Genomic DNA, 22,825 nt, shown 5'->3' with positions numbered 1-22,825 from the left:
ACGAGGCGGACGATTGGCCGAATCAGCGGAAAGCTCAGATCGTCGTTAACAATTCGTTGATATGCTTTTCCCTGCGCAAAAGAGATTTCCACGATCTCCCAATTGACCAAGATATCGGAAGTTTTTCAGATTGATCTCCGCGAATCGATTGACATTCGCGACAAGAAATCACGACCGAGAATACGATGAAGACCAGACTCTCCGGGCGGGCCTCCTCCACCGCCATGAGCCGACGCCGGCTGTTCCAGTCCGGCGCATTGGCGGCGGGCGCTGCCCTCGGCAGCCGGATCCCCGGGGCCGCCGCCCTCGAGGGCCCCGCGCCTCGGGGCCTCGACGCCCTCGCGCGGGACCTGAAGGGCCGCCTGATCCGCCCGGGCGAGCCAGGCTACCTCGTCGCCGCCTGGCCGAATAACGGCCGCTGGGCCGACGTGCTGCCGCTGGCGATCGCCCTCTGCGTCGACGACCGGGACGTGCGCACCTGCCTCGCCTGGGCGCGCCAGGAGCGCCAGATCTTCGCGGTGCGCTGCGGCGGGCACAATTACGCGGGCTTCTCGACGACGACCGGCCTCCTCATCGACGTGAAGCCGATGAGCGCCATCACGTTCGACCAAAAGAGCGGCCTCGTGACGGTCGGGGCCGGGGCCAGCAACCAGGACATGGCCGACGCCTTCCGGGCCACCGGCCTGGCGATTCCCTCCGGCCGCTGCCCGACGGTCGGCATCAGCGGGCTCACCCTCGGCGGCGGCTGGGGCTTCTCGGCGACCCGCAACGGCCTGACCTGCGACGCCTTGCGGGCGACCGACGCGGTGACGGCGGACGGGACGCTGCGCCGCGCCACCGCCCGCGACGAGGAGGCGCTGTTCTGGGCCGCCCGCGGCGGCGGCGGCGGCAACTTCGCGGTCCACACCGCCTTCACCTTCGAGCCGCACCCGGTCTACGACGTCACGGTGTTCAACATCGTCTGGCCGGCCCGCCACCAGGTCGAGCTGATGCTGGACCTTCAGGACATCCAGCTCAGGAATCCGGGCCTGATCTCGACCCGCAGCAAGCTCGCGCCCGGCGCCGCCGGCCCGGTCACGCGCGGCGACCTGCGGGTGCAGACCCTCGGCCAGTTCTTCGGCTCGCCCGACCAGTTGCGGGCCCTGCTCGACCGCCCGCTCTCCCGCGCCCGGCCGATCGTCGCGGAGATCAACGCGATGAACTACTGGAGCGCCCGCGACTACCTCGTCACCGACGACCCGATCGGCGTCTACGACATCCGCTCGAGCTACGTCGCCGGCGCCCTCGGCGGCGAGGCCATCGAGACCATGATCGGCTGGATGGAGAAATGGCCCGGCGGCTCGCTGCGCCAAGACAACATGGGCATCCTGTTCGCGGCCGGCGGCCAGGTGAAGGCCGTGCGGCCCACCGACACGGCCTATGTCCACCGCGATTCCGACTTCATCGTCGAGATGGAGGCGTCCTGGAGCCCGCTCGACACGCCCGACACCGTGAAACGCCAGCAGGCTTGGCTCACCGAGTACTTCGCGGCGATGCAGCGCTACGTGAAGCCGCAATCCTACGTCAACTTCCCGAGCCGCGACCTGCCGAACTGGCTCAAGGCCTATTACGGCGAGAATGTCGGCAAGCTCTGCGAAGTGAAGCGCCGCTACGACCCGGACAACGTGTTCAGGTTCCCGCAGAGCATCCCGCTCGCGTCGCCGGCGTGACCGGGTAGTGGCCTCCTATCGTACGCTGGCTGGAGGCCACAACTCGGTGGGAGCGGTCTAAAGCCGTCCAGATGCACGTGTTAATTTTTAAATCATTGCGAATTATTGCGTTATTTATGATATATATTATATAAAAAGGCGACTCTCGATGCCTGACATTTGGACGATTGCGGCTCTAACTGCTCCGCCTCCTAAATTTCCACTTACAATACCTACAAGGCTTTCTTCAAAAACCGCTGGGCCGCCTGAAAATCCATCTTCCGACAAAACATTCAACTGCAAGAACTGACATCCACGACCGATCACAGCACCTTTTTTCGTCGATTCTTGTGGATTAGTTTGAATTCTGTAATCAAAACTTGGATATCCGAAAATATTAACCATGCTCGATAGATTGGGATTAGATATTTTTTCCAATTCAAAGAACGTATAATCATGAAATAGTTTGACTTGATTGGAGCTTAATCTCACTGAAACGACATCCTCCACGTTTTTCCCGTTGACACTATCATGAAGCCATGAAAACAGTGGAGAACCGTCGCCTTGAAACAATTCGATTACAAGTTTTCTACCGCCGGCAGCATGTAAAGTAATACTCTGATTCCAATTCTGCCAATTATTTGATGCGTGTCGCAGACCGGTCAGAATATGCGCGCAAGTCAGGAACCAAAAAGAGTCGCCATCAGTAACAAAGAAACCACTAGCCACGCTTTTTTTGCTACTCACTGGGATGGATTGCCGCTTCATTCTACTGCCTTGGCCTGCTCAGCAAACATAAAATTACCCCTGGGATGACTTTCACTACAAGTGATTTTTTTCGAAAACCAAAGGGGCCGGATCGCTCCGGCCCCCTCGTCTCTCGTTCCGGCAGCCGGTGACGGCTTACAGCGAGTAGTAGTTCACGAACTCGATCGGGTGCGGGGTCATCTCGTAACGCATCACCTCGGTCATCTTCAGTTCGATGAACGAGTCGATGAAGTCGTCGCTGAACACGCCGCCGGCCTTGAGGAACTCGCGGTCGGCGTCGAGGCTGGCGAGCGCCTCACGGAGCGAGCCGCACACGGTCGGGATCTCCTTGAGCTCCGCCGGGGGCAGATCGTAGAGGTCCTTGTCCATGGCCGGACCGGGATCGATCTTGTTGTTGATGCCGTCGATGCCGGCCATCAGCATGGCCGCGAAGGCGAGGTAGGGGTTCGCCATCGGGTCGGGGAAGCGGACCTCGACGCGCTTGGCCTTCGGCGAGGTCGTCCACGGAATCCGGCACGACGCCGAGCGGTTGCGGGCCGAGTAGGCCAGCAGCACCGGGGCTTCGTAGCCCGGGACCAGGCGCTTGTAGGAGTTGGTCGACGGGTTGGTGAAGGCGTTGAGCGCCTTGGCGTGCTTGATGATGCCGCCGATGTACCACAGGCACTCCTGGGACAGGTCGGCATACTTGTTGCCCGCGAAGACCGGCTTGCCGTCCTTCCAGATCGACTGGTGGACGTGCATGCCCGAGCCGTTGTCGCCGTAGACCGGCTTCGGCATGAAGGTCGCGGTCTTGCCGTAGCTCTGGGCGACGTTGTGGATGCAGTACTTGTAGATCTGCATCTGGTCGCCCATCAGGGTGAGCGTGTCGAACTTCATGCCCAGCTCGTGCTGGGCCGAGGCGACCTCGTGATGGTGCTTCTCGACCTTCACGCCCATCGACTGCATGGCGGCCAGCATCTCGCCGCGCATGTCCTGGGCCGAATCCTGCGGCGGAACCGGGAAGTAGCCGCCCTTGATCTGCACGCGGTGGCCGAGGTTGCCGCCCTCGTACTCGGTCTGGCCGTTGATCGGCAGCTCGACCGAATCCAGCTTGAAGCCGGTGTTGTAGGGGTCGGCGGAGAACCGCACGTCGTCGAAGACGAAGAACTCGGCCTCGGGGCCGACGAAGATGGTGTCGCCGATGCCGCTGGCCTTGACGAAGGCCTCGGCCTTCTTGGCGATGCCGCGCGGATCGCGGCCGTAGGGCTCGCCGGTCATCGGCTCGAGCACGTCGCAGACGATCGACATGGTCGAGGCCGAGAAGAACGGATCCATGCAGGCCGTCGCCGGGTCCGGCATCAGCAGCATGTCGGATTCGTTGATCGCCTTCCAACCGGCAATCGACGAGCCGTCGAACATCGTGCCCTCGGCGAAGATGTCCTCGTCGACCAGCGACACGTCGAAGGTGACGTGCTGCCACTTGCCCCGCGGATCGGTGAAGCGGAAATCGACGTACTTGACGTCGTTTTCCTTGATTTCCTTGAGGACGTCCGTCGCGGTCTTAGACATTCTCGTTTGACCCCTTCCTAGAGCGGCGGCAGAGCCGCCACAAAGCCGCGGTCCTGGACGTCAGGCCGCGGTTTTCGTCGTCGCAGACGAGGGCGGGAGGCCCGTCAGATCGCGTCCGAGCCGGTCTCGCCCGTGCGGATGCGGATGGCTTCCTCGATCGAGGAGACGAAGATCTTGCCGTCGCCGATCCGGCCGGTCTGGGCGGACTTGCGGATCGCCTCGACGGCGCCGTCCACCAGCGTGTCGGGCAGCACGATCTCGAGCTTCACCTTGGGCAGGAAGTCGACCACGTACTCGGCACCCCGATAGAGCTCCGTATGGCCCTTCTGGCGGCCGAAGCCCTTGGCCTCGATCACCGTGATGCCCTGAAGGCCGACCTCCTGCAGGGCCTCCTTCACCTCGTCGAGCTTGAAGGGCTTGATGATCGCTTCGATCTTCTTCATGCCGGGCGGGCCTGGTCTGCAACGGTTCCGGCGGCCTTCCTAGCATCGTGCTGCGCCGACCGCCACGGGGGATTTCCCGGGAGCAGATCGGGAATGCCTAATCCGTAAGCAATTGCTGCGCGTTTGTTGCGCAATTCGACGTTCTCAAGCCGGGTGCCGCGGCATGGCCGGGACCTCTGGGCGTTCTTCGGAGTACGACGCGATGGCCGGAACCGAATTGCTGACCACGGACGAGATGCGCCGGGCCGACGCCGCGGCGATCGCCGCAGGCATGCCGGGCCTCGACCTCATGCGCCGCGCCGGCGCGGCGGTCGCGGCGCGGGCCCGGGCAATGACCGGCCGCGGACCGATCCTGGTCCTGTGCGGGCCGGGCAACAACGGCGGCGACGGGTTCGTGGCCGCCCGCCTCCTCGCGGAGGCGGGGATCGCGGTCGAGGTCGCGCTCCTCGGGGATCGGGCGGCGCTGCGGGGCGACGCCGCGGCGGCGGCCGCGGAATGGACCGGCCCGGTCTCCGAGGCCGCCGGCGCCGAGCCCGCCGGGTTCTCGCTCGTGATCGACGCCCTGTTCGGCGCCGGCCTCTCCCGCCCGCTCGACGGCGCGGCCGCCGCCCTGGTCGCGCGGGTCGACGGCTCCGGCGTGCCGGTGCTGGCGGTCGATGTGCCGTCCGGCCTCGACGGCGATACCGGGGCACCGCGCGGGCCGGTCGTGAACGCGACGGCGACGGTCACGTTCGTCCGCAAGAAGCCCGGCCACCTGCTGCTGCCGGGCCGTCGCCTGTGCGGCTCCGTGACCGTGGCGGAGATCGGCATCCCGGCTGCGGTCCTGGCGGAGATCGGTGCCGAGGCCCACGCCAACGGGCCGGACCTCTGGGGCGCCGCCTTCCCGCGTCTGACGGAGGAGAGCCACAAATACACCCGCGGCCACGCGGTGGTGCTGTCGGGGCCGGCGCATCGCACCGGCGCGGCGCGGCTCGCCGCCCGCGGGGCCCTGCGGATCGGGGCCGGCCTCGTCACCCTTCTCTCCCCGACCCCGGCCCTCCCGGAGAACGCCGCGCAGCTCACCGCGATCATGCTGCGCCCCTGCGACAGCGCCGACGACCTCGACGACACCCTCACCGACGAGCGCCTCAACGCGATCGTGGCCGGGCCCGGCCTCGGCAGCGGCGCACCGACCCGGGACCTCGTGCGGGTGGCGACCGAGGCCGGCCGGGGCCTCGTCCTCGATGCCGACGCCCTGACGAGCTTTGCGGGCAAGGCCGACGACTTGGTGGAGATGATCGCGTCCGGCGACACCCGGGCCGTCGCGACCCCGCATGACGGCGAGTTCGCGCGCCTGTTCAAGGGCGTGACGGCGGTGCCGGCGGAGGGCTCGCGGCTCGACCGGGCCCGCGCGGCGGCGGCCTTCCTCGACGCGGTCGTGGTGCTCAAGGGCGCCGACACGGTGATCGCCGCGCCGGACGGGCGCGCGGCCATCAATACCAACGGTACGCCGTGGCTCGGGACCGCCGGCAGCGGCGACGTGCTGTGCGGGTTCATCGGCGGGCTGCTGGCGCAGGGCATGCCGCCCTTCGAGGCGGCCGCCGCCGCGGTCTGGCTCCACGCCGAGGCCGGCCGTCGGCACGGGCCGGGCCTGATCTCGGAAGATCTGCCCGAGCAGATGCCGGCGGTGCTCGGCGCGTTGCTGGAGCGGCTCGGGGCCGTGTGACGATCGCCCGGGGGGCGGATCGGCCGCCCCCTCCCCCCGGGAGCCGGGGTCACAATCCGGGAGGCGTGGCCGCCCGAGGCGCCATGCGGCGCGAGGGCGAATGCCCGCTCACGCCGCCGCGGCGACGACCCGGTTCCGGCCGGCCTGCTTGGCCTCGTAGAGCGCGAGATCGGCGCGCTTGAGCAGGCTGCCCGCCTCGACGTCGTTGGCCTGGCGGGCGGCGACGCCGATCGAGACCGTCACCTCGATCGAGCAGGTGCCGCGCTGGACGGCGAACGGGGCCGCCTCGATCCGCTCGCGGATGCGCTCGGCGACCTGGCGGGCGGCGTCGAGCCCGGTATCGGGCACCACCACGACGATCTCCTCGCCGCCGAACCGCGCCACCACGTCGATGCCGCGGGTCTGGGCGCGGATGCGGGTGGCGAATTCCTTCAGCACCTCGTCGCCGGCATCGTGGCCGAAGCGGTCGTTGATCGACTTGAATCGGTCGATGTCGAGGATCAGCAGCGAGACCGGCCGCTCGCGCAGCGACGGCTCGGCGAAGAGGCCGGCGAGGTAGCTGTCGAGGTAGCGCCGGTTGTGCAGGCTGGTCAGACCGTCGGTGACGGCGAGGTCCATCGAGGCCTGAACCGACTCGCGCAGCGAGTGCGAGAAGCGCTTGCGCTTCACCTGGGTACGGACCCGGGCGACGAGCTCGTTGCGGTCGATCGGGCGGACGAGATAATCGTGCACGCCGAGATCGAGGCCGCGCATGATCCGGGCACGGTCATGCGGCTCGGCCAGCATGACCACCGGCACGGTGCGGGTACGGTCGAGGGAACGCAGCTGGCTGCACAGGCGCAGGCCGTCATGGTCCTGCAGGTCGAGGCTCACCAGGACCACGTCGTACTCGCCGGCCTTGACCCGCTCCAGCGCCTCCTGGGGCGTCGCCACCGTCTCGACGCAGTGGTACTGACCGAGTGCCGCCGACAGGCGGTCGGCGGCGGAGCGGCGATCCTCGACGATGAGCACGTTGGCATTGTGCCCGGTCTCGGCGGCGGCCGCCGCCAGCGGATCGCCGACGCGCGAGGCCATGGCACGGCTGCGCAGCTCGTCGGTCACCGCCTTGAGGCGCACCAGGCTGCGCACCCGGGCCATCAGGGCGGTGTCGTCGATCGGCTTCGTCAAGAAATCGTCGGCGCCGGCGTCGAGCCCGCGCAGGCGGTCGCTCGGCTGGTCGAGGGCGGTCACCATGACGACCGGGAGGTGCGCCGTGGTCGGCGTCGCCTTGATCCGGCGGCAGACCTCGAACCCGTCCATCCCGGGCATCATCACGTCGAGCAGCACGATGTCGCACAGCCCCTTCTCGCAGATCGCGAGGGCGTCGGGCCCGTTCATCGCCGAGACGACGTCGAAATACTCGAGCGACAGCTTCGTCTCGAGCAGCTTGATGTTCGGAAAGAGGTCGTCGACGATCAGGACGCGTGCCGACATGGAAGGACAGGCCTCTCTCAGCTTCTGCTCAGCTCTGGCGCTCGTCGCCAACGTAGGTCCGGACCGTCGCGAGGAACTTCGCGACCGAGATCGGCTTCGACAGATAGGCCTCGCAGCCGCCCTCGCGGATCCGCTCCTCGTCGCCCTTCATGGCGAAGGCCGTGATCGCGATCACCGGGATGCTCTTGAGGTCGTCGTCCTCCTTGAGCCATTTAGTGACTTCGAGGCCCGAGACCTCGGGGAGTTGGATGTCCATCAGGATCAGGTCAGGCCGATGCCGGCGCGCCAGCTCGATCGCCTCGATCCCGTTGGCCGTCTTGAGGGTCGCGTAGCCGTGAGCCTCCAACAGGTCGTTGAAGAGCTTCATGTTCAGCTCGTTGTCCTCGACGATGAGCACCGTCTTCGTCATGGCTCACTGTCTCCGGCGCTCCAGCGGGCCGCGTCACACCCCGGCTGCGACCGGAACAGCAACACTGTTAAGCGACACATGTTGATGAAACGCAAATTCGATGGATTGGCCAGGGGGACGGGTCCCCGTGGCGGAGTGCTGAGCGAATCCGCCGCGGAGGCGCTGGGGACCCGGGTCTTCGAGTACGTCACCGGGGATCCGGGCCGGCTCCTGCGCTTCATGGAGAGCACCGGCCTGTCGCCCGATGCCCTGCGGCGGGCGGCCGGCACGCCCGAGCTCGTGGCGGGGCTGCTCGATCATGTCGTGGCGGACGAAGAGCTTCTGCTCGCCTGCGCGGGCTCCCTCGACGTCTCGCCCGAGCAGATCGCCCAGGCCTGGCGCCGCCTTGCCCCCCCGGAGCCGGACGAGTTCGGGGCGTGAGCGGCGCGCCGCTCTGCCGCGATTGCGGGGCGAGCGTCCCGCCCGGCACGCTCCGCTGCCGGGCCTGCGGCTCGCCGCGCCTGCTCGCCCATCCGGAGCGCGACGCGCTGTCGATCGCGCATATCGATTGCGACGCCTTCTACGCCGCGGTCGAGAAGCGGGACGATCCCTCGCTGCGGGACCGGCCGCTGATCATCGGCGGGGGCAAGCGCGGCGTGGTGGCGACCGCCTGCTACATCGCCCGCATCCGCGGCGTGCATTCGGCGATGCCGATGTACCGGGCCCTCGAGGCCTGCCCGGACGCGGTGGTGCTGCGGCCCGACATGGAAAAATACGCCCGGGTCGGCCGGCAGGTGCGGGCGATGATGCTGGACCTCACGCCCCTGGTCGAGCCGGTCTCGATCGACGAGGCCTTCCTCGATCTGTCGGGCACCGAGCGGCTGCACGGGGCGCCGCCCGCGGTCACGCTGGCGCGCTTCGTCCGCCGGGTCGAGGCCGAAATCGGCATCACGGTCTCGGTCGGGCTCGCCCCGAACAAGTTCCTGGCCAAGATCGCCTCCGACCTCGAGAAGCCCCGCGGCTTCTCGATCATCGGCCGCGAGGAGGCCGCCGCCTTCCTGGCGGCAAAGCCGGTGCGGATCATCCCGGGCATCGGCCAGGCGGCGGCCGAGCGCCTCGCGGCTCTGGGCATCCGCCATGTCGGCGACATCGCCCGGGTGGCGCCGGAGCGGCTGCATGCGGGGCTGGGGCGCGACGCGTCCCGCCTGCTGGCGCTCGCCCGCGGCGAGGACCCCCGCCGGGTTCAGCCCTCGCGGGAAACGAAAAGCGTCTCGGGCGAGACCACTTTCGCGGAGGACCTGCGCGGCTTCGCCGAGCTGCGGCCGATCCTGTGGCAGCTCTGCGAGAAGGTGGCGCGGCGGCTGAAGCGGGCCGAGTTCGCCGCCGGCAGCGTCACCCTGAAGCTGAAGGACCGGGATTTTCGCCTGCGCACCCGCACCCGCTCGGGGCTCGCCCCGACGCAAGTCGCCGAGCGGCTCTTCCGCCCGGCCGAGGCGCTGCTGCGCGAGGCCTGCGACGGCACCGCCTACAGGCTGATCGGGATCGGGGCCGGCGACCTGTGCGGGGCCGCCCATGCCGACCGCGGCGACCTCGCCGACGTCTCGGCGATCCGCGACGCCAGCCGGGCCGCGGCGATCGACGCCCTGCGCGAGCGTTTCGGCGCCGCCGCGGTGCAGCGCGGCCTCGGCTTCGCGCCGCTGGAGGCGGACCGGATGCCGACGGGCAAGCCGGCCCGCGAGCGGGCTCCTCTCGACGGGCCGGTCCGCGGCCGGCCGGGACGGGAGCGCGGTTAGGGCGCTGCTCCGGTCAGGGCTTGCAATCCTTGCTCTCGGGCAGGAGCTCGATGCGCGACAGCTCGCCCTTGAGGGAGAACTCGCCGTAATCGAGGCGGAGCGCCGCACTGACGCCGTTCTCGTAGAGGTCGAAGGCGAGGACGTAGATCGGGGTGCGCTCCCCTTCCCCCGGCGAGAAGTAGCTCAGGGTCACCGGCCAATGCGGCATCAGCGCCATCGCGCCGTCGCGCAACGCCGCCTCGACCGGAACCGGCCTGGATTCCGGTTTGAGATCCGGCCCGGCGGGCGCCGCGGGATCGGCCGGGGGCGTTCCGGCCGCGTCGGGCTTGGCCTCCGCCTTGGCGGCGACGCGCCGTGCCCCGATGACTGCCAGGGTATCGTAGACCTTGCGGCCGTCGTCGGAGCCGTCGAACACCTTGACGGCGACCGTGGATTGCCCGGCGCGGGCGGCCTCGATCAGCCGCTTCATGTGGGCGGCGGGAAACAGCACCTCCCCGGGCACGCCGAACTCGCCGCGCTTGGGCTGCTTGAGGGTGACCGCGAGGCCCTTGTCGCTGCGCTCGGCGTTGCCGTCCACCGGGGCAGCCGTCTTGCCGTTGAGGTCGGACTGGGTGCGGAAGCGGAAGCTGCGCCCGTCGCCCGCCTCGAAGGTGGTGTTGCGCAGGTCGGAGGTGCGGCTGCCGCTCTCCGAGCTCTCCAGCACCGTGACCTGCCGGTACTGCAGGGCGTACCCCTTGCAGGCATCGCCGGTGAAGTCGAACACGATCCGGCCGCGGGCATTCTCGACCGCGCGGGTGCCGGAGCTGCCGGACAGCGACAGATCGTAGACGGCGCGATGGGGCGCGAGATGCACGCTCTCGGCCGCCCAGGCGGGCGACGAGAGCGCGAGCACGACGCACGCGAGGGCTGTTCGCATGAGGTCTCCCGGGGGCCGTCGGTGATCGCGTCGGCCCGCTTTCTCCCGCGCAAGATAGGTCCCGCCCCGCCCCCCGGCAACGTATCCGGACGGGGGTGGGGCCGAGGGCCGTGGCGCTGCGGCCACGCTTGCCGGCGACCGCACCGGCGACCCCCGCAGGTCGAGGCGTGCGACGGCGGTTCAACCCATGCTCGCCGGGCGGACCCACACGGGAGGCTCGACGAGCTTGGCCGGCAACTCATTGATCAAAAAAGAGATTTATCGACGGACTAGGAATTCGGGCGCCGCGGGAGGGCGGCGCGACGGGGCGATGGAGCCCGGTTCGGGCAGGCCGCCGGGTGCGGGGAAAAACCGGCGCGGCCGGGGGCCGGACTCTTGCGCGGATGTTAGGGCGTCCTGTAGGTTCACCCCGTCGCCAGCGCCCGGAGCGTGGCGGCGATCACCAGCAGGATCGGACGGACTGAACGCGCGGTCGAACGGCGGCCCGCTCGCGGCCGCTTGCCGATTCCATGGGTGATGTCGGGTGAGTGGAGGCGGCGATGATGGATGCGGGTCCGAGCTGGACGAAGGAGCGCGTCGAGCTTCTCAAGCGGCTCTGGAGCGATGGCCACAGCGCCAGCCAGATCGCCGCCGAGATCGGCGGCGTCTCCCGCAACGCCGTCATCGGCAAGGTCCACCGCCTCGGGCTCGCCGGGCGCGTGACCAAGCCCAACGGAGCCCAGGCCGGTCGCCGTCCGCGTCCCGAGCCCGAAGCCCCGGTCTCCGTCGGCGAAACGCCCAGCGTGGTCGCGCCCGCGCCGCCGGCCCTCGCGCTGATCCAGCCCGCTTCCGCGCCGCCCTCCGCCGTCGCGCTGCCGGAGAGCTCCCGCGTGACCATCATGGAGCTGCGGGACTTCATGTGCCGCTGGCCGATGGGCGACCCCTCGACCCCGGATTTTCGTTTCTGCGGCGACCGGGCGATCACCGGCCTGCCCTACTGCACCCACCACAGCCGCATCGCCTACCAGCCCGCCGCCGAGCGCAAGCGCGACCGCAAGGTCGTCGGCTTCCGGTAGCCGTGTCCGGGGCCGGCAAGACCCGGCCCTTTCGGACCTCCTGACACTATCGCTCAAATCCTAACGATTCCTGTCCCGCCGGTCCGCCCTCGTCGTGCGCCGTCGCGGACCGGGCGGCGACGCGTTATACAGACGGACGCGGCCGCCGGAATCGAGGCCGAGATCGGACGGGCCGGGCGATGCACGAGACCGTCGTCCCCGAGGGGCGAGGAGTGAGACCGCTGCGCCGTCGAACGGATCCGATCGGAGGCGCAGGGCAAACCCGAACGGGCGTCGGCGCCGATGCGCCGGACGCCTTGGCATCGACACGTCGAGGCCGAGGCGGGAGGATATGAGCGACAAGAAGCGCCGGGCCACCGCCGCGGAGATCCGCGAGCGGGCCTTTCTCGACGTGATCGCCTGGCTCGATTACCGCGTCGCGGTCTGCCGCGACGGTCTGGAGCGCTACAGCGCCTCGCACGGTGCCGACAGCCGGGCCGCCGCGGCCGAGCGTGCCGCGGCGTTCGAGGCCGAGCTGATCCTGCGCGAGATCCGCAAGCTGGCGGAGGTGCCGCCCCGCTCCAGGACCTTCCGGGACGCCGCCGAGGCGCGCCGCCGCTACGTCGCCGGGCAAGCCGGCCGCACCGGCGAGCCGGACCGGGAGGCCTGACCCCAGGCCCGGCCCCGCGGCGCATCCATCGTCATTGCAGATCCAGCACCACGCTGCGGAACCCCTGCGGCCTGCGCGCCGGACAGATGTCGGTATCGTCGCCGAGAAGCTGCACCTTCGCGCCGTCCTGGGCGACGAGGAGCCCCTCGGGCTGGAAATCGGGGATCGCCGCCATCGCCTCGGCGGCCCCGGGTACCCGGGACGGGGCCTCGCCGGCCTTGCCCGACCAGCGGTAGAGATCGAAGGCGCCCCCGCGGCCGCCCGCCACGATGAAGTAGGCCTTGATCCCGCCCGCATAGGCGATGTCGCGGATGCCCCGGCCCTTGAGGTCGAGGGCGATCGGCTTGCCGAGCTTGGGGGCCGCCCCCTCCCCCAGCATCGCGGCCGGGTTCTCGATCGGCACCACCAGGGCGTCGTTGTCGGCATTGAGCGGGTTGCCGAGGCCGACGAGCAGGCCGCGCCCGTCGGGTGTGGCGCTCAATCCCTCGACGGCAAGGCCCCGCCGCTGCGGGCTGAGGTTCGGCTTTGCCGCGAGATCGACGGCGATGCGGTCGGCGAGCGTCGGATCGAGATCGGACAGCGCCTTGGCGAGCCCCCGGACCGCCTTGCCCTTCGGCGTCACCGCGGGCGCCGCCGCGTCGCCGCCGACCGACAGGGCGAGGATCTGGCGCGTGGCCTCGCGGGTCCGGCCCTCGGCATCGCGGCCATGGGAGCCGATCGCGACGAGCTCGCCGCCGAGCCAGGCCAGGGCCTCGAGATCGGACCGGCCCGGCTCCTCGCGGGCATCGGTGGCGAGGGCCGCGTCGAGGTCGCCGCCCGTCAGGGGCAGCGGCGGGCCGGACTCGTTCGCCCGGTAGAGGCGCAAGCTGTCGTCCCCGTCGCTCACCACCAGGAAGCGGTCGCCGAAGCTGCCGGCCGGATAGGGCACGGCCCCGGAGGCCTGGCACGTCCCCCAATGCATCAGCACCGGCCCCGCTTTCACCTCGGCGCGCGCGGCCGAGGCCGCGAGACAGAGGGCGAGCCCGGCAACGAGGGTGGTTCGGCGCATCGTGCGCAGACCCGTCATGGCGTTCCTCCCTGGTGGCGGTCCGGCAGTGGCGGGACCGTCTTCGTTGCCATCCGCGTGTCGTGAAGCCCTTCACGTCTCCGGACCCGGATCGTCGCCGCGCCGGGCCGCCTCGCTCCGCCGCCTGTCGCGCCGCAGGACCCAGAGCTGCCAGAAGCCGAGGCCCAGAACGGCCCCGAAGACGAGCCCGAAATCGAGGAGCGCGAACAGCGTCTCGTTCACGACGGCGCCGCGCCGCCCAGGCGCTCGCGCTCGCGCAGCACCTCGATGAGATCGAGGACGCGCACGACCTGCGCGCCGACATTCCACCAGGCCGGGCGAGGCGGGGCCAGGGGTGGCCCGGCGATGGGCCGGGGCATCGCCGCTACCGCCGCGAGGAGGAAGGCCGCCTCCGGCAGGGCCGGCCGCTCGGCGCGGCGGGGCGAGGCGACGAGCGCCGCGCGGGCGAGGAGCCGGGCCTTGCGGGCGCCCGGCACCCGGGCGCGCCGGCCGACCGGATCGAGCCCGGAGCGGGTCAGGTCGCGGCCGATCTCGGCGTAGATCAGACCGGCCGCCCGCACCGCCGGGCGGCAGGCGGGGGGCAGGAGCGCGATGCCGGCCTCCGCCCGCTCGTACAGGAGATCGGCGGCGGCGAGCAGGCGGGCCACCACGGAGGCCAGGGCCGGGCTCGCCTCCGGCCGCGCGAGAAAGGCGTCGGGGTCGATCCCGGCCTCGCGCAGCCACGATTCCGGCAGGTAGAGGCGCCCGGCGCGGGCATCCTCGCCGACGTCGCGGGCGACGTTGGTGAGCTGCATGGCGATGCCGAGATCGCAGGCCCGGGCCAGCGCCTCCGGCGAGCGCTCGCCCATCACCAGGGTCATCATCGCCCCGACCGAGCCGGCGACCCGGGCCGCGTAGGCGGCGAGGGCGGAGAGGTCCGGGTAGCGCCGCCCGGCGGCGTCCCAGGCCAGCCCCTCGAGAAGGGCGGCGGGCAGGGCCTGGGGGATCGCGTGGCGGGCGACGATCTCGGCGAGCGCCCGGTCGGCGGGCGCGTCGGCGGGCCGGCCGGCATAGACCGAGGCGAGCCGCGCCCGCAGCCGCGGTATCGCGTCGGCCCGGGCGCCCGCCCCGTCCACCGCGTCGTCCGAGAGGCGGCAGAAGGCGTAGAGCCCGTAGGCGTCCCGGCGCACGGCCCGGGGCAGCAGCCACGAGGCGGCGTAGAAGCTGCGGGACCCCGCCCGGATCGCGGCCCGGCAGGCGGCGTGGTCGGCGGGACGGGCGAGGGGCGCATCAGGCGAAGACGGCAGCATCGGGCACCACGCGATCGAGGATCTTCGACGAGGACAGCACGCCCGGCAGCCCGGCCCCCGGATGGGTGCCGGCGCCGACGAGATAGAGGTGGCGCACCGCGCCGCAGCGGTTGTGCGGGCGGAAATACGCGCTCTGGGTCAGGATCGGTTCGAGGCCGAAGCCCGAGCCGCGCCAGGCCAGGAAGTCGTCGGAGAAGTCCTGCGGGGTCGTCACCCGGGAGGTGACGAGGGCGTCCGACAGGCCCGGCAGAACCGTGGATTCGAGGCGCGCGGCGACGCGCTGGCGGAACGGCTCGGCGAGCCGCGCCCAATCCTGCCCGCCGGCGAGGTTCGGCACCGGAGCCAGCACGTAGAACGCGTCGTGGCCCGGCGGCGCCACGCTCGGGTCTGTCGCGGTCGGGCGGTGCAGGTAGAGGCTCATATCCTCGGCCAGCACCTTCCGGGAGAAGATGTCGTCGAGGAGGCCGCGGTAGCGCGGGCCGAGCAGGATCGTGTGGTGGGGAAGGTCCGGGTAGGTCCGCCGCGTGCCGAAATACCAGACGAACAGCCCCATCGAGGAATGCGCCCGGGCGAGCCGCCCGGCGCCCCGGCCGCGGACCTCCGGCGCCAGCAGGTGCAGCGCCGTGGCGACGGAATCGGCGTTCGACACCACGATGTCGGCGCGAATCTCGCGGCCGTCGGCCAGCGCCACGCCGCGCGCCGCGCCGTCCTCGACCAGGATGCGCGCGACCTCGGCGCCGCAGCGGACCTCGCCCCCCTGTCCCTCGATCAGGCGGACGAGACCGCGGACCAGGGCGCCGGTGCCGCCGAGGGCCGAATGCACGCCCCAGCGCCGCTCCAGCGACGCGATCAGGCAGTAGAGCGCGCTCGCCCGGAACGGCGAGCCGCCGATGAGGAGCGGGTGGAAGCTGAAGGCGGTGCGCAGGCGCTCGTCGCGGAACACCGACGATACGAGGCCGTAGACGCTGCGGTGCCCGCCCAGGCGCAGGAGATCGGGGGCGATGCGCAACATGTCGGTGAGGCGGCCGAACGGCACGGCGCCGAGCTGCTCGAAGCCGACCCGGCACAACTCGTCGGAGAGCGCCATGAAGCGGTCGTAGGCCGGCGCCTCGCCGGGGCTCAGCCGCTCCACCTCGCCGCGCATCGTCTCCGGGTCGCCGGACATCGCGAAGGTGGCGCCGTCGTCGAAGCGGATGCGGTAGAACGGCCGCATCGGCACCAGGGTCACGTCGTCGGCCAGCCGCCGCCCGCACAGGGCCCACAGCTCCTCGAACAGGAACGGCGCGGTGACGATGGTCGGCCCGGCATCGAAGGTGAAGCCGTCCTGCCGGTGCACCCGTGCCCGCCCGCCCGGCTGGTCGAGCCGCTCCAGCACGCTGACCCGGTAGCCCCGCGCGCCGAGCCTCACCGCGGCCGCGAGCCCGCCGAAGCCGCTGCCGATCACCACCGCACGAGGCCGGCGCCGGGCGGACGTGACCCGCGGCGGCGCATCGTCGAGTGTCAACATAGGTTGACACTATTGTCCCGGTCGGGGCGGGTGGCAAGGGGAGAAACGCGGTCTTTTCGCCCGACCGGCAATGCCTCGGGTCGACCTTGCGCCGGTTCAGTTCGGCGCCAGCGTGACGGTGATCCGCCCCCGATCACCAGGCCCGGAGCGAGGGCGTACCGTCACCTCGACATCCCGGTCGAAGGCGGTGAGGAAGCCCATCAGCCGCTCGACCGAGCATCCGCGCAGGCTTCCCCGCAGCAGCCTGGATAGATCGGGCTGTGCGATACCGAGGATCGCGGCCGCCCGGGTCTGGGTCAGGTTCCGCTCGCCGATCAGCCGCCGGAGCTCGGCCGCCAGATCGGCCTTGAGAAGCCATTCTCCCGCATCGGGAAGTTCGAGATCCGCAAAGACGTTTCCGCTACCCTCCACGACCTCGATCTCGTCGGAGTCGTTCATGGCTTGGCTCCTCCAATGCGCTTGGCATGATCCGCCGCGGCCGCGTGCAGCCGAGCTTTGATCAACTCGACGTCGTGCTGTTGCGTCGCGATACCCTTGGTCGACTTCTTCTGGAAGCAATGCAGAACGTACACGCAGTCGGCGAAGCGAACCGTGTAGACGGCCCGATAGGTCCCGCTCACGTCGCTTTCGACGACTTCGAGAACGCCGCGACCACGGTACACGACCCTGGCCGGGAACCGTGCAGCCAAGCTCTATGACCCATTGCAAACCAACCCCTTTTCCGGACGACTGAAGCGAAGCGGAAAGAGATCCGGAATCCAGCACGAAAAGCCGCGAAGCGTCTCATTGTCTGCGACGGTGCAACAGGGTGAGCCGCTTCGCGGCATGTCCTCTGCTGGATCCCGGATCTCCTTCCGCTGACGCTCCAGTCGTCCGGGAAAGGGGGTGGAACGCCCGCGTGGTGGCCTCCACTTTCTTCAATGTCGTGTACCGTGCGCCGCGACCACCGAATCCCCTCAGTGCCTTCGCGGAGAGCGATTCCTCGCCGCGCTGGGCGAGATCGAGCGCATAGCCGATATCGGCGCGCACCTCGGACGGAAACGCGGCGAGGTCCCTCCGGGACGAGCCAAGGAAATAGCATGGCTTGCGAACCGGCGACGTCATGCGGCAATTTATGGGTAAATCACTATAATTCGTCAAGGGCAACGTGCGACCGGACAAGTGCGCTGTCCGGTGAATCCAGGTCCCGACCCGTGCGTTAGACCGGAGGGTTGCTCAACCCGGCGTCGCGCGCCACGCCCGCCCGGATCAGCTCCGCCACGACCTCGGGCTTTTCCTCGTGCGCCAGGTGCCCGAGACCGCGCAGCCACTCGACCCGGGCGCGGGGGCCGAGGCGATCGGCGAGGGCGAGCGAGGCGTCGGGGGCGATGGTGCGGTCCTGGCTGCCGACGATCAGCAGCAGCGGGGCCGCGAGCCGGGGCAGGTCGCGGTCGAGGGGGACGAGGTCCCAGTTCGCCATCATGCCGAGTGCCCCGGCGACATGACCGGGGGTCTGGAACAGGCGGCGATAGAGATCGAGGCCGGTGCGGTCGAGGGTCGAGCCGGTGCCGTGGATCAGCCGCTCCACCGCCGCGCGGTCGGCCGACCAGGCGAAGACCCGCGGCGTGACAGGGTTGAGGAAGAGCGCCCTCGCCATCGCGGGAAAGAGGAAGCCGGCCATGCCCGGGAAGGGCTTGAGCGCCGCGTTGAGCCCGACGAGGAGGCGGGGCACCAGCGCGCCGTCGAGGCAGAGCCGGGCCAGGATCGCGGCCCCGGCGGAATGCCCGACGGCGACCCGCGGGGCGGCGTCGAGCGCGCGCAGGAGCGCGGCGAGCGCGCGCGCCATGCGCGGCAGGGACGGCGTCGGAAGCGGGTCGGTGAAGCCGTGACCCGGCAGGTCGGGGGCGATCACCCGGAAGTCGCGGGCGAGCAGCGGCAGGAGCCCGCGCCAGGAATGGGTCGCCGCCCCGGTGCCGTGGACGAGGAGCAGGACCGGGCCCGATCCGGCCTCCTGGACATGCCAGGTTAGGCCGCCGGCGGCGACGAAGCGGCTCGTGTCCCGGTTCGGCCAGTCGCGGCCCTGGCGGGCGAAATCGGGCCTGTCGTCGGACGCCATCGTACGCATCATCGTGTCATGCCGCGGGGGCGACCTCGCGCACGGCCTTCGCCAGGCGCGCGGCGTCGGCCTGCGGCATCGGCAGGTAGCGGGCGCCCATCGCGGCGGCGAGCGCCCGGGCCGCATCCTGCGGGCGGGCCGCGGTATCGATGACGAGGCCGGGGATGCCCTCCGCCGCCAGTGCCCGCGCCGCCGCGAGGGCGTCGGCGCCGGCCTGGGCCCGGCCGGGCCGGCCGGCCCGGTCGATGTTGGCGCGGCCGTCGGTGAGGAGCAGGACGACCGGGCTCCGCCCGCCGCGGCGCTCGACGGCGGCGAGGCGCCCCGCTGCCGCGATGCCGGCCGCGAGCGGGGTGCCGCCGCCGCCCGGCAGCGCGGCGAGCGCGCGCTTGGCCCGCACCAGGGAACGGGTCGGCACCAGCAGCAGGTCGGCGCCCCCGCCCCTGAAGGCGACCAGGGCGACCCGGTCGCGGCGGACATAGCATTCGGCGAGGAGCTGCTCGACCGCACCCTTGGCCTCGGCCAACCGCTCCAGGGCGGCGGAGCCGGAGGCATCGACGGCGAAGATCGTCGTGGTCTCGCGCCACTGCACGAGGCGGCGGATGCGCAGATCCTGCGCCGTGATGCGCAGGCGCGCCTCCCCATCGCCCCGGCGCAGGCGCTGCCAGGGCGCGGCGGCGCGCAGGGTCTCGATCAGGGCGAGGCGCCCGCGACGCGGATCGCCCGGCCGGGCTCCAACCGGGCGGCCGCGCTGCGCGGCGGCGGCGGCCCCGGCCCGACCGGCACCGGGGCTGCGGGTCCGGGGCGTGACGCCCGATACCAGACGGGCGAGGAGGCCGGGTGGCAGGCTCGCCGCGGCAGCGGCCAGGATGCGGTCGTCGTCGACGGGGCGGTGATCGTCGCGGCGATCGCCGTCGTCCGGATCGCTCGCCGGTTCGCCCTCCCGACCGGTTTCGGCGGCGGGCGGCGGGGCGTTCGCCTCCTCGTCGTCCGGCGGCCAGGTCCGGGCCCGGGGCGCGAGCACCAGCGCTGCGGCGGCGGCGAGGTCGGGCTCCGCCACCACCGCGCGACCGTCGAGGGCCGCGTGCAGCCGTGCGACGCGCAGGGCGAGGAGCGGGGCGCGCAGCGATGCGATGCCGAGCCGGGCCGCGAGCGCGCACAGCGTATCCGCAGCCTCGGCCGGCATCCCGGGATCGGCGGCACGGGCGAGGGCAAGGGCAAGGGCGAGGTCGAGCGGCGGCGGTGCCGCGGCGATCGCGCCGACCGGGACCGCATCGAGATCGAGGTGGAACGCCGCGCGGTCGGCAAGGCATGCCGGCACGGTTTCGTCCTCGCCCTCCCCCTCGTCGAGGAGCACGAGGCCGAAGCGGGCGGGGTACCGGGCGATCACGCCGTCGCGGGCGATCTCGACGGCGCCGGCATCGAGCGCCTGGGCGAGCCGTGCGGCGGTGCCCGGCGTCAGGCGCTCGGCCATCGGCACCAGCATCACGCCGCCATGGCTGCGGGCGGCGAGTCCCGCCTGCGCCACCGGCCGTCCGGTCCGCAGGGTGGCGGGCAGATCGAGCCCGCCGAGGAGCGCGTCGTCGGCGATTCCTGCGGGCAGCCGCGTCACGGGAGCGCCCGGGGGGAGAAGGGCCCGCAACCGGTCGAGCCAGGCCTCCCGCACCGGACCGGGCCGGGCGCGCAGCACGGTGCCGGTGCCCGCGGGATCGAGGGCGACGAGGGCGGCCGCCAGGCAGGCCCGGCTCCAGGCCGGGTCGGGGCCGGCGCTCATGCGAGGGTTTCAGCGAGGGCGCGCGCGATCCGCGCCTCGGACCCGGCCTCGTCGAGGGGATTGCGGCGCAGGCGGTGGCTCAAGGCACTCGGAGCGACCTCGCGCAGGTGGTCGAGGGTGACGGTCGCCGCGCTCTCGAGGCTCGCCAGCGCCCGGGCGGTGCGCATCAGGGTCAGCTCGCCGCGCAACCCGTCGGTGCCGAGCGCGAGACAGAGCCGGGCCGCGGCCTCCAGGACCGCGTCCGGTACCACGACCTCGGGCCATTGCGCCCGCGCCGCCAGGATCCGGCCCTGGAGCCGGGCCTCCTCGCTGGCCCACTCGGCCGCGAAGGCGGCGGGATCGCGCTCATAGGCGTCGCGGCGGCGGACGATGGCGATGCGGGTGGGAAGATCGGTCGGCGTCGTCACGGTGACGGCGAGGCCGAAGCGGTCGAGGAGCTGCGGGCGCAGTTCGCCCTCCTCCGGGTTGCCGCTGCCGACGAGGACGAAGCGGGCCGGATGACGCAGGCTCAAACCCTCGCGCTCGACGGTGTTGACGCCCGAGGCCGCCACGTCGAGGAGCAGGTCGACGAGGTGGTCCTCGAGCAGGTTGACCTCGTCGATATAGAGGAAGCCGCGGTTGGCGCGGGCGAGCAGCCCCGGCTCGAAGGCCTTCTCGCCGGCTCCGAGCGCCCGGCCGATGTCGAGGGCCCCGACGACCCGGTCCTCGGTGGCGCCGAGCGGCAGGTCGACCACCGGCACCGGCACGGTCTCGACCGCGAGCCCCTGCCCCCGGCGCGCCGCGCAGGCCGGGCAGAGGGAGGCGGCCTCGACCGGATCGCAGGAATAGGCGCAGCCCGCCACCGCCCGCATCGGCGGCAGCAGCGCGGCGAGGGCCCGCACGGCGGTGGACTTGCCGGTGCCGCGATCGCCGAAGACCAGCACGCCACCGACCGCAGGATCGACCGCGGCGACGAGCAGCGCGCGCCGCATCGCGTCCTGCCCGACGATGGCCGAGAACGGATAGGGCGGACGCAGCGTCGCCTCGGGGAGCGGGGCGGGCTCCACGACGATCGGCTTCGAGAAACCCGGCTTGGGGGGCCGCCGGGACAGGGCCGAGTGGGTGGGGGCCACGGTGCATGTCCTCGCGGGTGGATGAGAGGGGTAGGATCGGACGGAGAGGTGGGATTGTCTAATGAAAATGACGGTTGGTTTGGGTGACAGTTTTGCGCCGATCGTCTTCGAAGGATCACATCAGTCGAGCGCAGAGAACCCTCCCCCCTCTGCGGGGGAGGGTGGCGAACGCAGTGAGCCGGGAGAGGGGTAGTGCGACGCCGATCCAGCTCGCGCCCTTCAAAACGGTTCTGCCTTATTCGGAGGCGTCGCCCTCTCTCCCGCCCCGCATTCGCGGGGCACCCTCCCCCGCAGAGGGGGGAGGGTTCGGGTGCGTCGCGCCCTGGTCACGCCGCCCGCGCCAGCCCGATCCGGCCCCAGATCGTTCCGAGCGCCAGGGCCAGGTGATCGATGTCCGCGTCGCTGTGGAGCGGCGACGGGGTGATCCGCAGCCGTTCGGTGCCGCGGGCCACCGTCGGGTAGTTGATCGGCTGGACGTAGATCCCGAATTCGTCGAGCAAGGTGTCGCTGATCTCTTTGCACTGCACCGGATCGCCCACCATCACCGGCACGATGTGGCTCGGATTGTCGAGGAGCGGGATGCCGATGGCCGAGAGCCGCCGGCGCACCGCCGCGACCCGGTCCTGATGCCGCGCGCGCTCCGCCGCGCTCGCCTTGAGGTGGCGGATGCTCGCCGCCGCCCCCGCCGCGATGGCGGGCGGCAGCGAGGTGGTGAAGATGAAGCCCGACGCGAAGCTGCGCACGAAATCGCACAGCGCAGAAGAGGCCGCGATGTAGCCGCCCGACACCGCGAAGGCCTTGCCCAACGTGCCCTCGATCACCGTGAGGCGATGCATCAGCCCCTCGCGCTCGGCGATGCCGCCGCCGCGGGGTCCGTAGAGGCCGACCGCGTGGACCTCGTCGAGATAGGTCATGGCGCCGTGCGCCTCGGCCACGTCGCAGAGTTCGGCGATCGGCGCGATGTCGCCATCCATCGAGTAGACCGATTCGAAGGCGACGAGCTTCGGGAGCTTCGGATCGATCAGGCGGAGCTTGCGGTCGAGGTCGTCGGGGTCGTTATGGCGAAAAATGTGGCGCTCGGCCCGGCTGGAGCGGATGCCCTCGATCATCGAGGCGTGGTTGCCCTCGTCGGAGAAGACCACGCAGCCCGGCAGCGTCGAGGCGAGCGTCCCGAGACCGGCCCAGTTCGAGACGTAGCCCGAGGTGAAGAGGAGTGCGGCTTCCTTGCCGTGCAGGTCGGCGAGTTCCTGCTCCAGCAGCACGTGGTAATGGTTGGTGCCCGAGATGTTGCGGGTGCCGCCCGCCCCCGCGCCGCAGCGGTCGATCGCCTCGTGCATCGCGCCGGTCACCGCCGGGTGCTGGCCCATGCCGAGATAGTCGTTCGAGCACCACACCGTCACCTCGCGGGTGCCGTGGGCGCCGTGCTGGGTCGCGTAGGGGAACCGGCCGGCCTGGCGCTCGAGGTCGGTGAAGACCCGGTAGCGACCCTCGCGGTGCAGACCCTGGAGAGCGGCGGAGAAGTGCGCTTCGTAATCCATCGAACGTCCCCTTGTACGGCG

The 22,825-nt window shown here is 71.0% G+C and carries 22 protein-coding genes; 6 read left to right on the top strand and 16 right to left on the bottom strand.

Annotated elements, in window-relative coordinates; genetic code table 11:
* Positions 1 to 185: 185 nt before the first annotated feature.
* A complete protein-coding gene (locus miv_RS04755) occupies positions 186 to 1,709 on the top strand; it encodes an FAD-binding oxidoreductase (RefSeq protein WP_207181674.1) in 1,524 nt (507 codons plus the stop codon).
* 126 nt (positions 1,710 to 1,835) lie between these two features.
* Here the strand turns inward: miv_RS04755 and miv_RS04750 are convergent, their stop codons facing one another.
* The 3 genes from miv_RS04750 to miv_RS04740 all read right to left on the bottom strand — a co-directional run bounded on the left by miv_RS04750 (position 1,836) and on the right by miv_RS04740 (position 4,447).
* Complete coding sequence (locus miv_RS04750; protein ID WP_207181673.1) at positions 1,836 to 2,456, bottom strand: trypsin-like peptidase domain-containing protein; 621 nt, start codon at positions 2,454 to 2,456, stop codon at positions 1,836 to 1,838.
* 135 nt (positions 2,457 to 2,591) lie between these two features.
* Positions 2,592 to 4,004, bottom strand: a complete 1,413-nt coding sequence (gene glnA / locus miv_RS04745; RefSeq protein WP_058618828.1) for a type I glutamate--ammonia ligase — start codon at positions 4,002 to 4,004, stop codon at positions 2,592 to 2,594.
* A gap of 104 nt (positions 4,005 to 4,108) precedes the next feature.
* Positions 4,109 to 4,447: a P-II family nitrogen regulator gene (locus tag miv_RS04740; RefSeq protein WP_048427121.1), complete on the bottom strand. Its 339-nt coding sequence runs from the start codon at positions 4,445 to 4,447 to the stop codon at positions 4,109 to 4,111.
* A gap of 202 nt (positions 4,448 to 4,649) precedes the next feature.
* On the opposite strand from miv_RS04740, the gene miv_RS04735 reads away from it, so the two are divergent.
* Positions 4,650 to 6,152 carry an NAD(P)H-hydrate dehydratase gene (locus miv_RS04735; protein WP_207183399.1) on the top strand — a complete coding sequence of 501 codons (1,503 nt, stop codon included), beginning with the start codon at positions 4,650 to 4,652 and terminating at the stop codon, positions 6,150 to 6,152.
* Between the two features lie 108 nt (positions 6,153 to 6,260).
* On the opposite strand, the gene miv_RS04730 is transcribed toward miv_RS04735, so the two are convergent.
* Positions 6,261 to 7,625, bottom strand: a complete 1,365-nt coding sequence (locus tag miv_RS04730; RefSeq protein WP_207181672.1) for a PleD family two-component system response regulator — start codon at positions 7,623 to 7,625, stop codon at positions 6,261 to 6,263.
* Positions 7,626 to 7,653: 28 nt separating this feature from the next.
* Positions 7,654 to 8,034 carry a response regulator gene (locus miv_RS04725; protein WP_048427118.1) on the bottom strand — a complete coding sequence of 127 codons (381 nt, stop codon included), beginning with the start codon at positions 8,032 to 8,034 and terminating at the stop codon, positions 7,654 to 7,656.
* Between the two features lie 135 nt (positions 8,035 to 8,169).
* On the opposite strand from miv_RS04725, the gene miv_RS04720 reads away from it, so the two are divergent.
* Positions 8,170 to 8,454, top strand: a complete 285-nt coding sequence (locus tag miv_RS04720; protein ID WP_244748870.1) for a DUF3572 domain-containing protein — start codon at positions 8,170 to 8,172, stop codon at positions 8,452 to 8,454.
* On the top strand, positions 8,451 to 9,806 hold the full coding sequence (locus miv_RS04715; protein WP_207181670.1) for a DNA polymerase IV: 1,356 nt from the start codon (positions 8,451 to 8,453) through the stop codon (positions 9,804 to 9,806). Before miv_RS04720 ends, miv_RS04715 begins: the two co-directional genes overlap by 4 nt.
* 13 nt (positions 9,807 to 9,819) lie before the next feature.
* On the opposite strand, the gene miv_RS04710 is transcribed toward miv_RS04715, so the two are convergent.
* Positions 9,820 to 10,722 (bottom strand): cell envelope integrity EipB family protein, encoded by a 903-nt coding sequence (locus miv_RS04710; RefSeq protein ID WP_207181668.1) that lies wholly within the window; start codon positions 10,720 to 10,722, stop codon positions 9,820 to 9,822.
* A 539-nt stretch (positions 10,723 to 11,261) separates the two neighbouring features.
* On the opposite strand from miv_RS04710, the gene miv_RS04705 reads away from it, so the two are divergent.
* Together miv_RS04705 and miv_RS04700 are read left to right on the top strand one after the other, a co-directional pair.
* Positions 11,262 to 11,777 carry a GcrA family cell cycle regulator gene (locus miv_RS04705; protein ID WP_207181666.1) on the top strand — a complete coding sequence of 172 codons (516 nt, stop codon included), beginning with the start codon at positions 11,262 to 11,264 and terminating at the stop codon, positions 11,775 to 11,777.
* Positions 11,778 to 12,108: 331 nt separating this feature from the next.
* The gene (locus miv_RS04700) at positions 12,109 to 12,426 is read left to right on the top strand and encodes a hypothetical protein (protein WP_207181664.1); all 318 of its coding nucleotides are present in this window, start codon (positions 12,109 to 12,111) and stop codon (positions 12,424 to 12,426) included.
* 31 nt (positions 12,427 to 12,457) lie between these two features.
* Here miv_RS04700 and miv_RS04695 read toward each other — a convergent pair whose 3' ends face one another.
* From miv_RS04695 to hemA, 10 genes are all read right to left on the bottom strand, one after another.
* Positions 12,458 to 13,492 carry an SdiA-regulated/phytase-like domain-containing protein gene (locus tag miv_RS04695; protein ID WP_244748868.1) on the bottom strand — a complete coding sequence of 345 codons (1,035 nt, stop codon included), beginning with the start codon at positions 13,490 to 13,492 and terminating at the stop codon, positions 12,458 to 12,460.
* 72 nt (positions 13,493 to 13,564) lie between these two features.
* Positions 13,565 to 13,714: a hypothetical protein gene (locus tag miv_RS04690; protein WP_207183694.1), complete on the bottom strand. Its 150-nt coding sequence runs from the start codon at positions 13,712 to 13,714 to the stop codon at positions 13,565 to 13,567.
* Positions 13,711 to 14,781: a phytoene/squalene synthase family protein gene (locus tag miv_RS04685; protein WP_207181662.1), complete on the bottom strand. Its 1,071-nt coding sequence runs from the start codon at positions 14,779 to 14,781 to the stop codon at positions 13,711 to 13,713. Before miv_RS04685 ends, miv_RS04690 begins: the two co-directional genes overlap by 4 nt.
* Positions 14,762 to 16,288, bottom strand: a complete 1,527-nt coding sequence (crtI, locus tag miv_RS04680) for a phytoene desaturase family protein (RefSeq protein ID WP_207181660.1) — start codon at positions 16,286 to 16,288, stop codon at positions 14,762 to 14,764. Before crtI ends, miv_RS04685 begins: the two co-directional genes overlap by 20 nt.
* A 96-nt stretch (positions 16,289 to 16,384) precedes the next feature.
* Complete coding sequence (locus tag miv_RS04675; RefSeq protein WP_207181658.1) at positions 16,385 to 16,726, bottom strand: helix-turn-helix domain-containing protein; 342 nt, start codon at positions 16,724 to 16,726, stop codon at positions 16,385 to 16,387.
* Entirely contained in the window at positions 16,723 to 16,977 is a 255-nt protein-coding gene (locus miv_RS04670; protein ID WP_207181656.1) for a type II toxin-antitoxin system RelE/ParE family toxin, read from the bottom strand. Before miv_RS04670 ends, miv_RS04675 begins: the two co-directional genes overlap by 4 nt.
* A 509-nt stretch (positions 16,978 to 17,486) precedes the next feature.
* Positions 17,487 to 18,392 carry an alpha/beta fold hydrolase BchO gene (bchO, locus tag miv_RS04665; RefSeq protein WP_207181654.1) on the bottom strand — a complete coding sequence of 302 codons (906 nt, stop codon included), beginning with the start codon at positions 18,390 to 18,392 and terminating at the stop codon, positions 17,487 to 17,489.
* 7 nt (positions 18,393 to 18,399) lie between these two features.
* The gene (locus miv_RS04660; RefSeq protein ID WP_207181652.1) at positions 18,400 to 20,154 is read right to left on the bottom strand and encodes a magnesium chelatase subunit D; all 1,755 of its coding nucleotides are present in this window, start codon (positions 20,152 to 20,154) and stop codon (positions 18,400 to 18,402) included.
* Positions 20,151 to 21,125, bottom strand: coding sequence for a magnesium chelatase ATPase subunit I (gene bchI / locus miv_RS04655; RefSeq protein WP_244749027.1), 975 nt, complete (start codon positions 21,123 to 21,125; stop codon positions 20,151 to 20,153). Before bchI ends, miv_RS04660 begins: the two co-directional genes overlap by 4 nt.
* 467 nt (positions 21,126 to 21,592) lie before the next feature.
* Entirely contained in the window at positions 21,593 to 22,804 is a 1,212-nt protein-coding gene (gene hemA / locus miv_RS04650) for a 5-aminolevulinate synthase (RefSeq protein ID WP_207181649.1), read from the bottom strand.
* Positions 22,805 to 22,825 lie beyond the last annotated feature (21 nt).

The organism is Methylobacterium indicum (assembly GCF_017347565.1).
GTDB lineage: Bacteria > Pseudomonadota > Alphaproteobacteria > Rhizobiales > Beijerinckiaceae > Methylobacterium > Methylobacterium indicum.
Note: the sequence above shows the minus strand (reverse complement) of the source record. Positions and strands in the feature narration are given on the sequence as shown.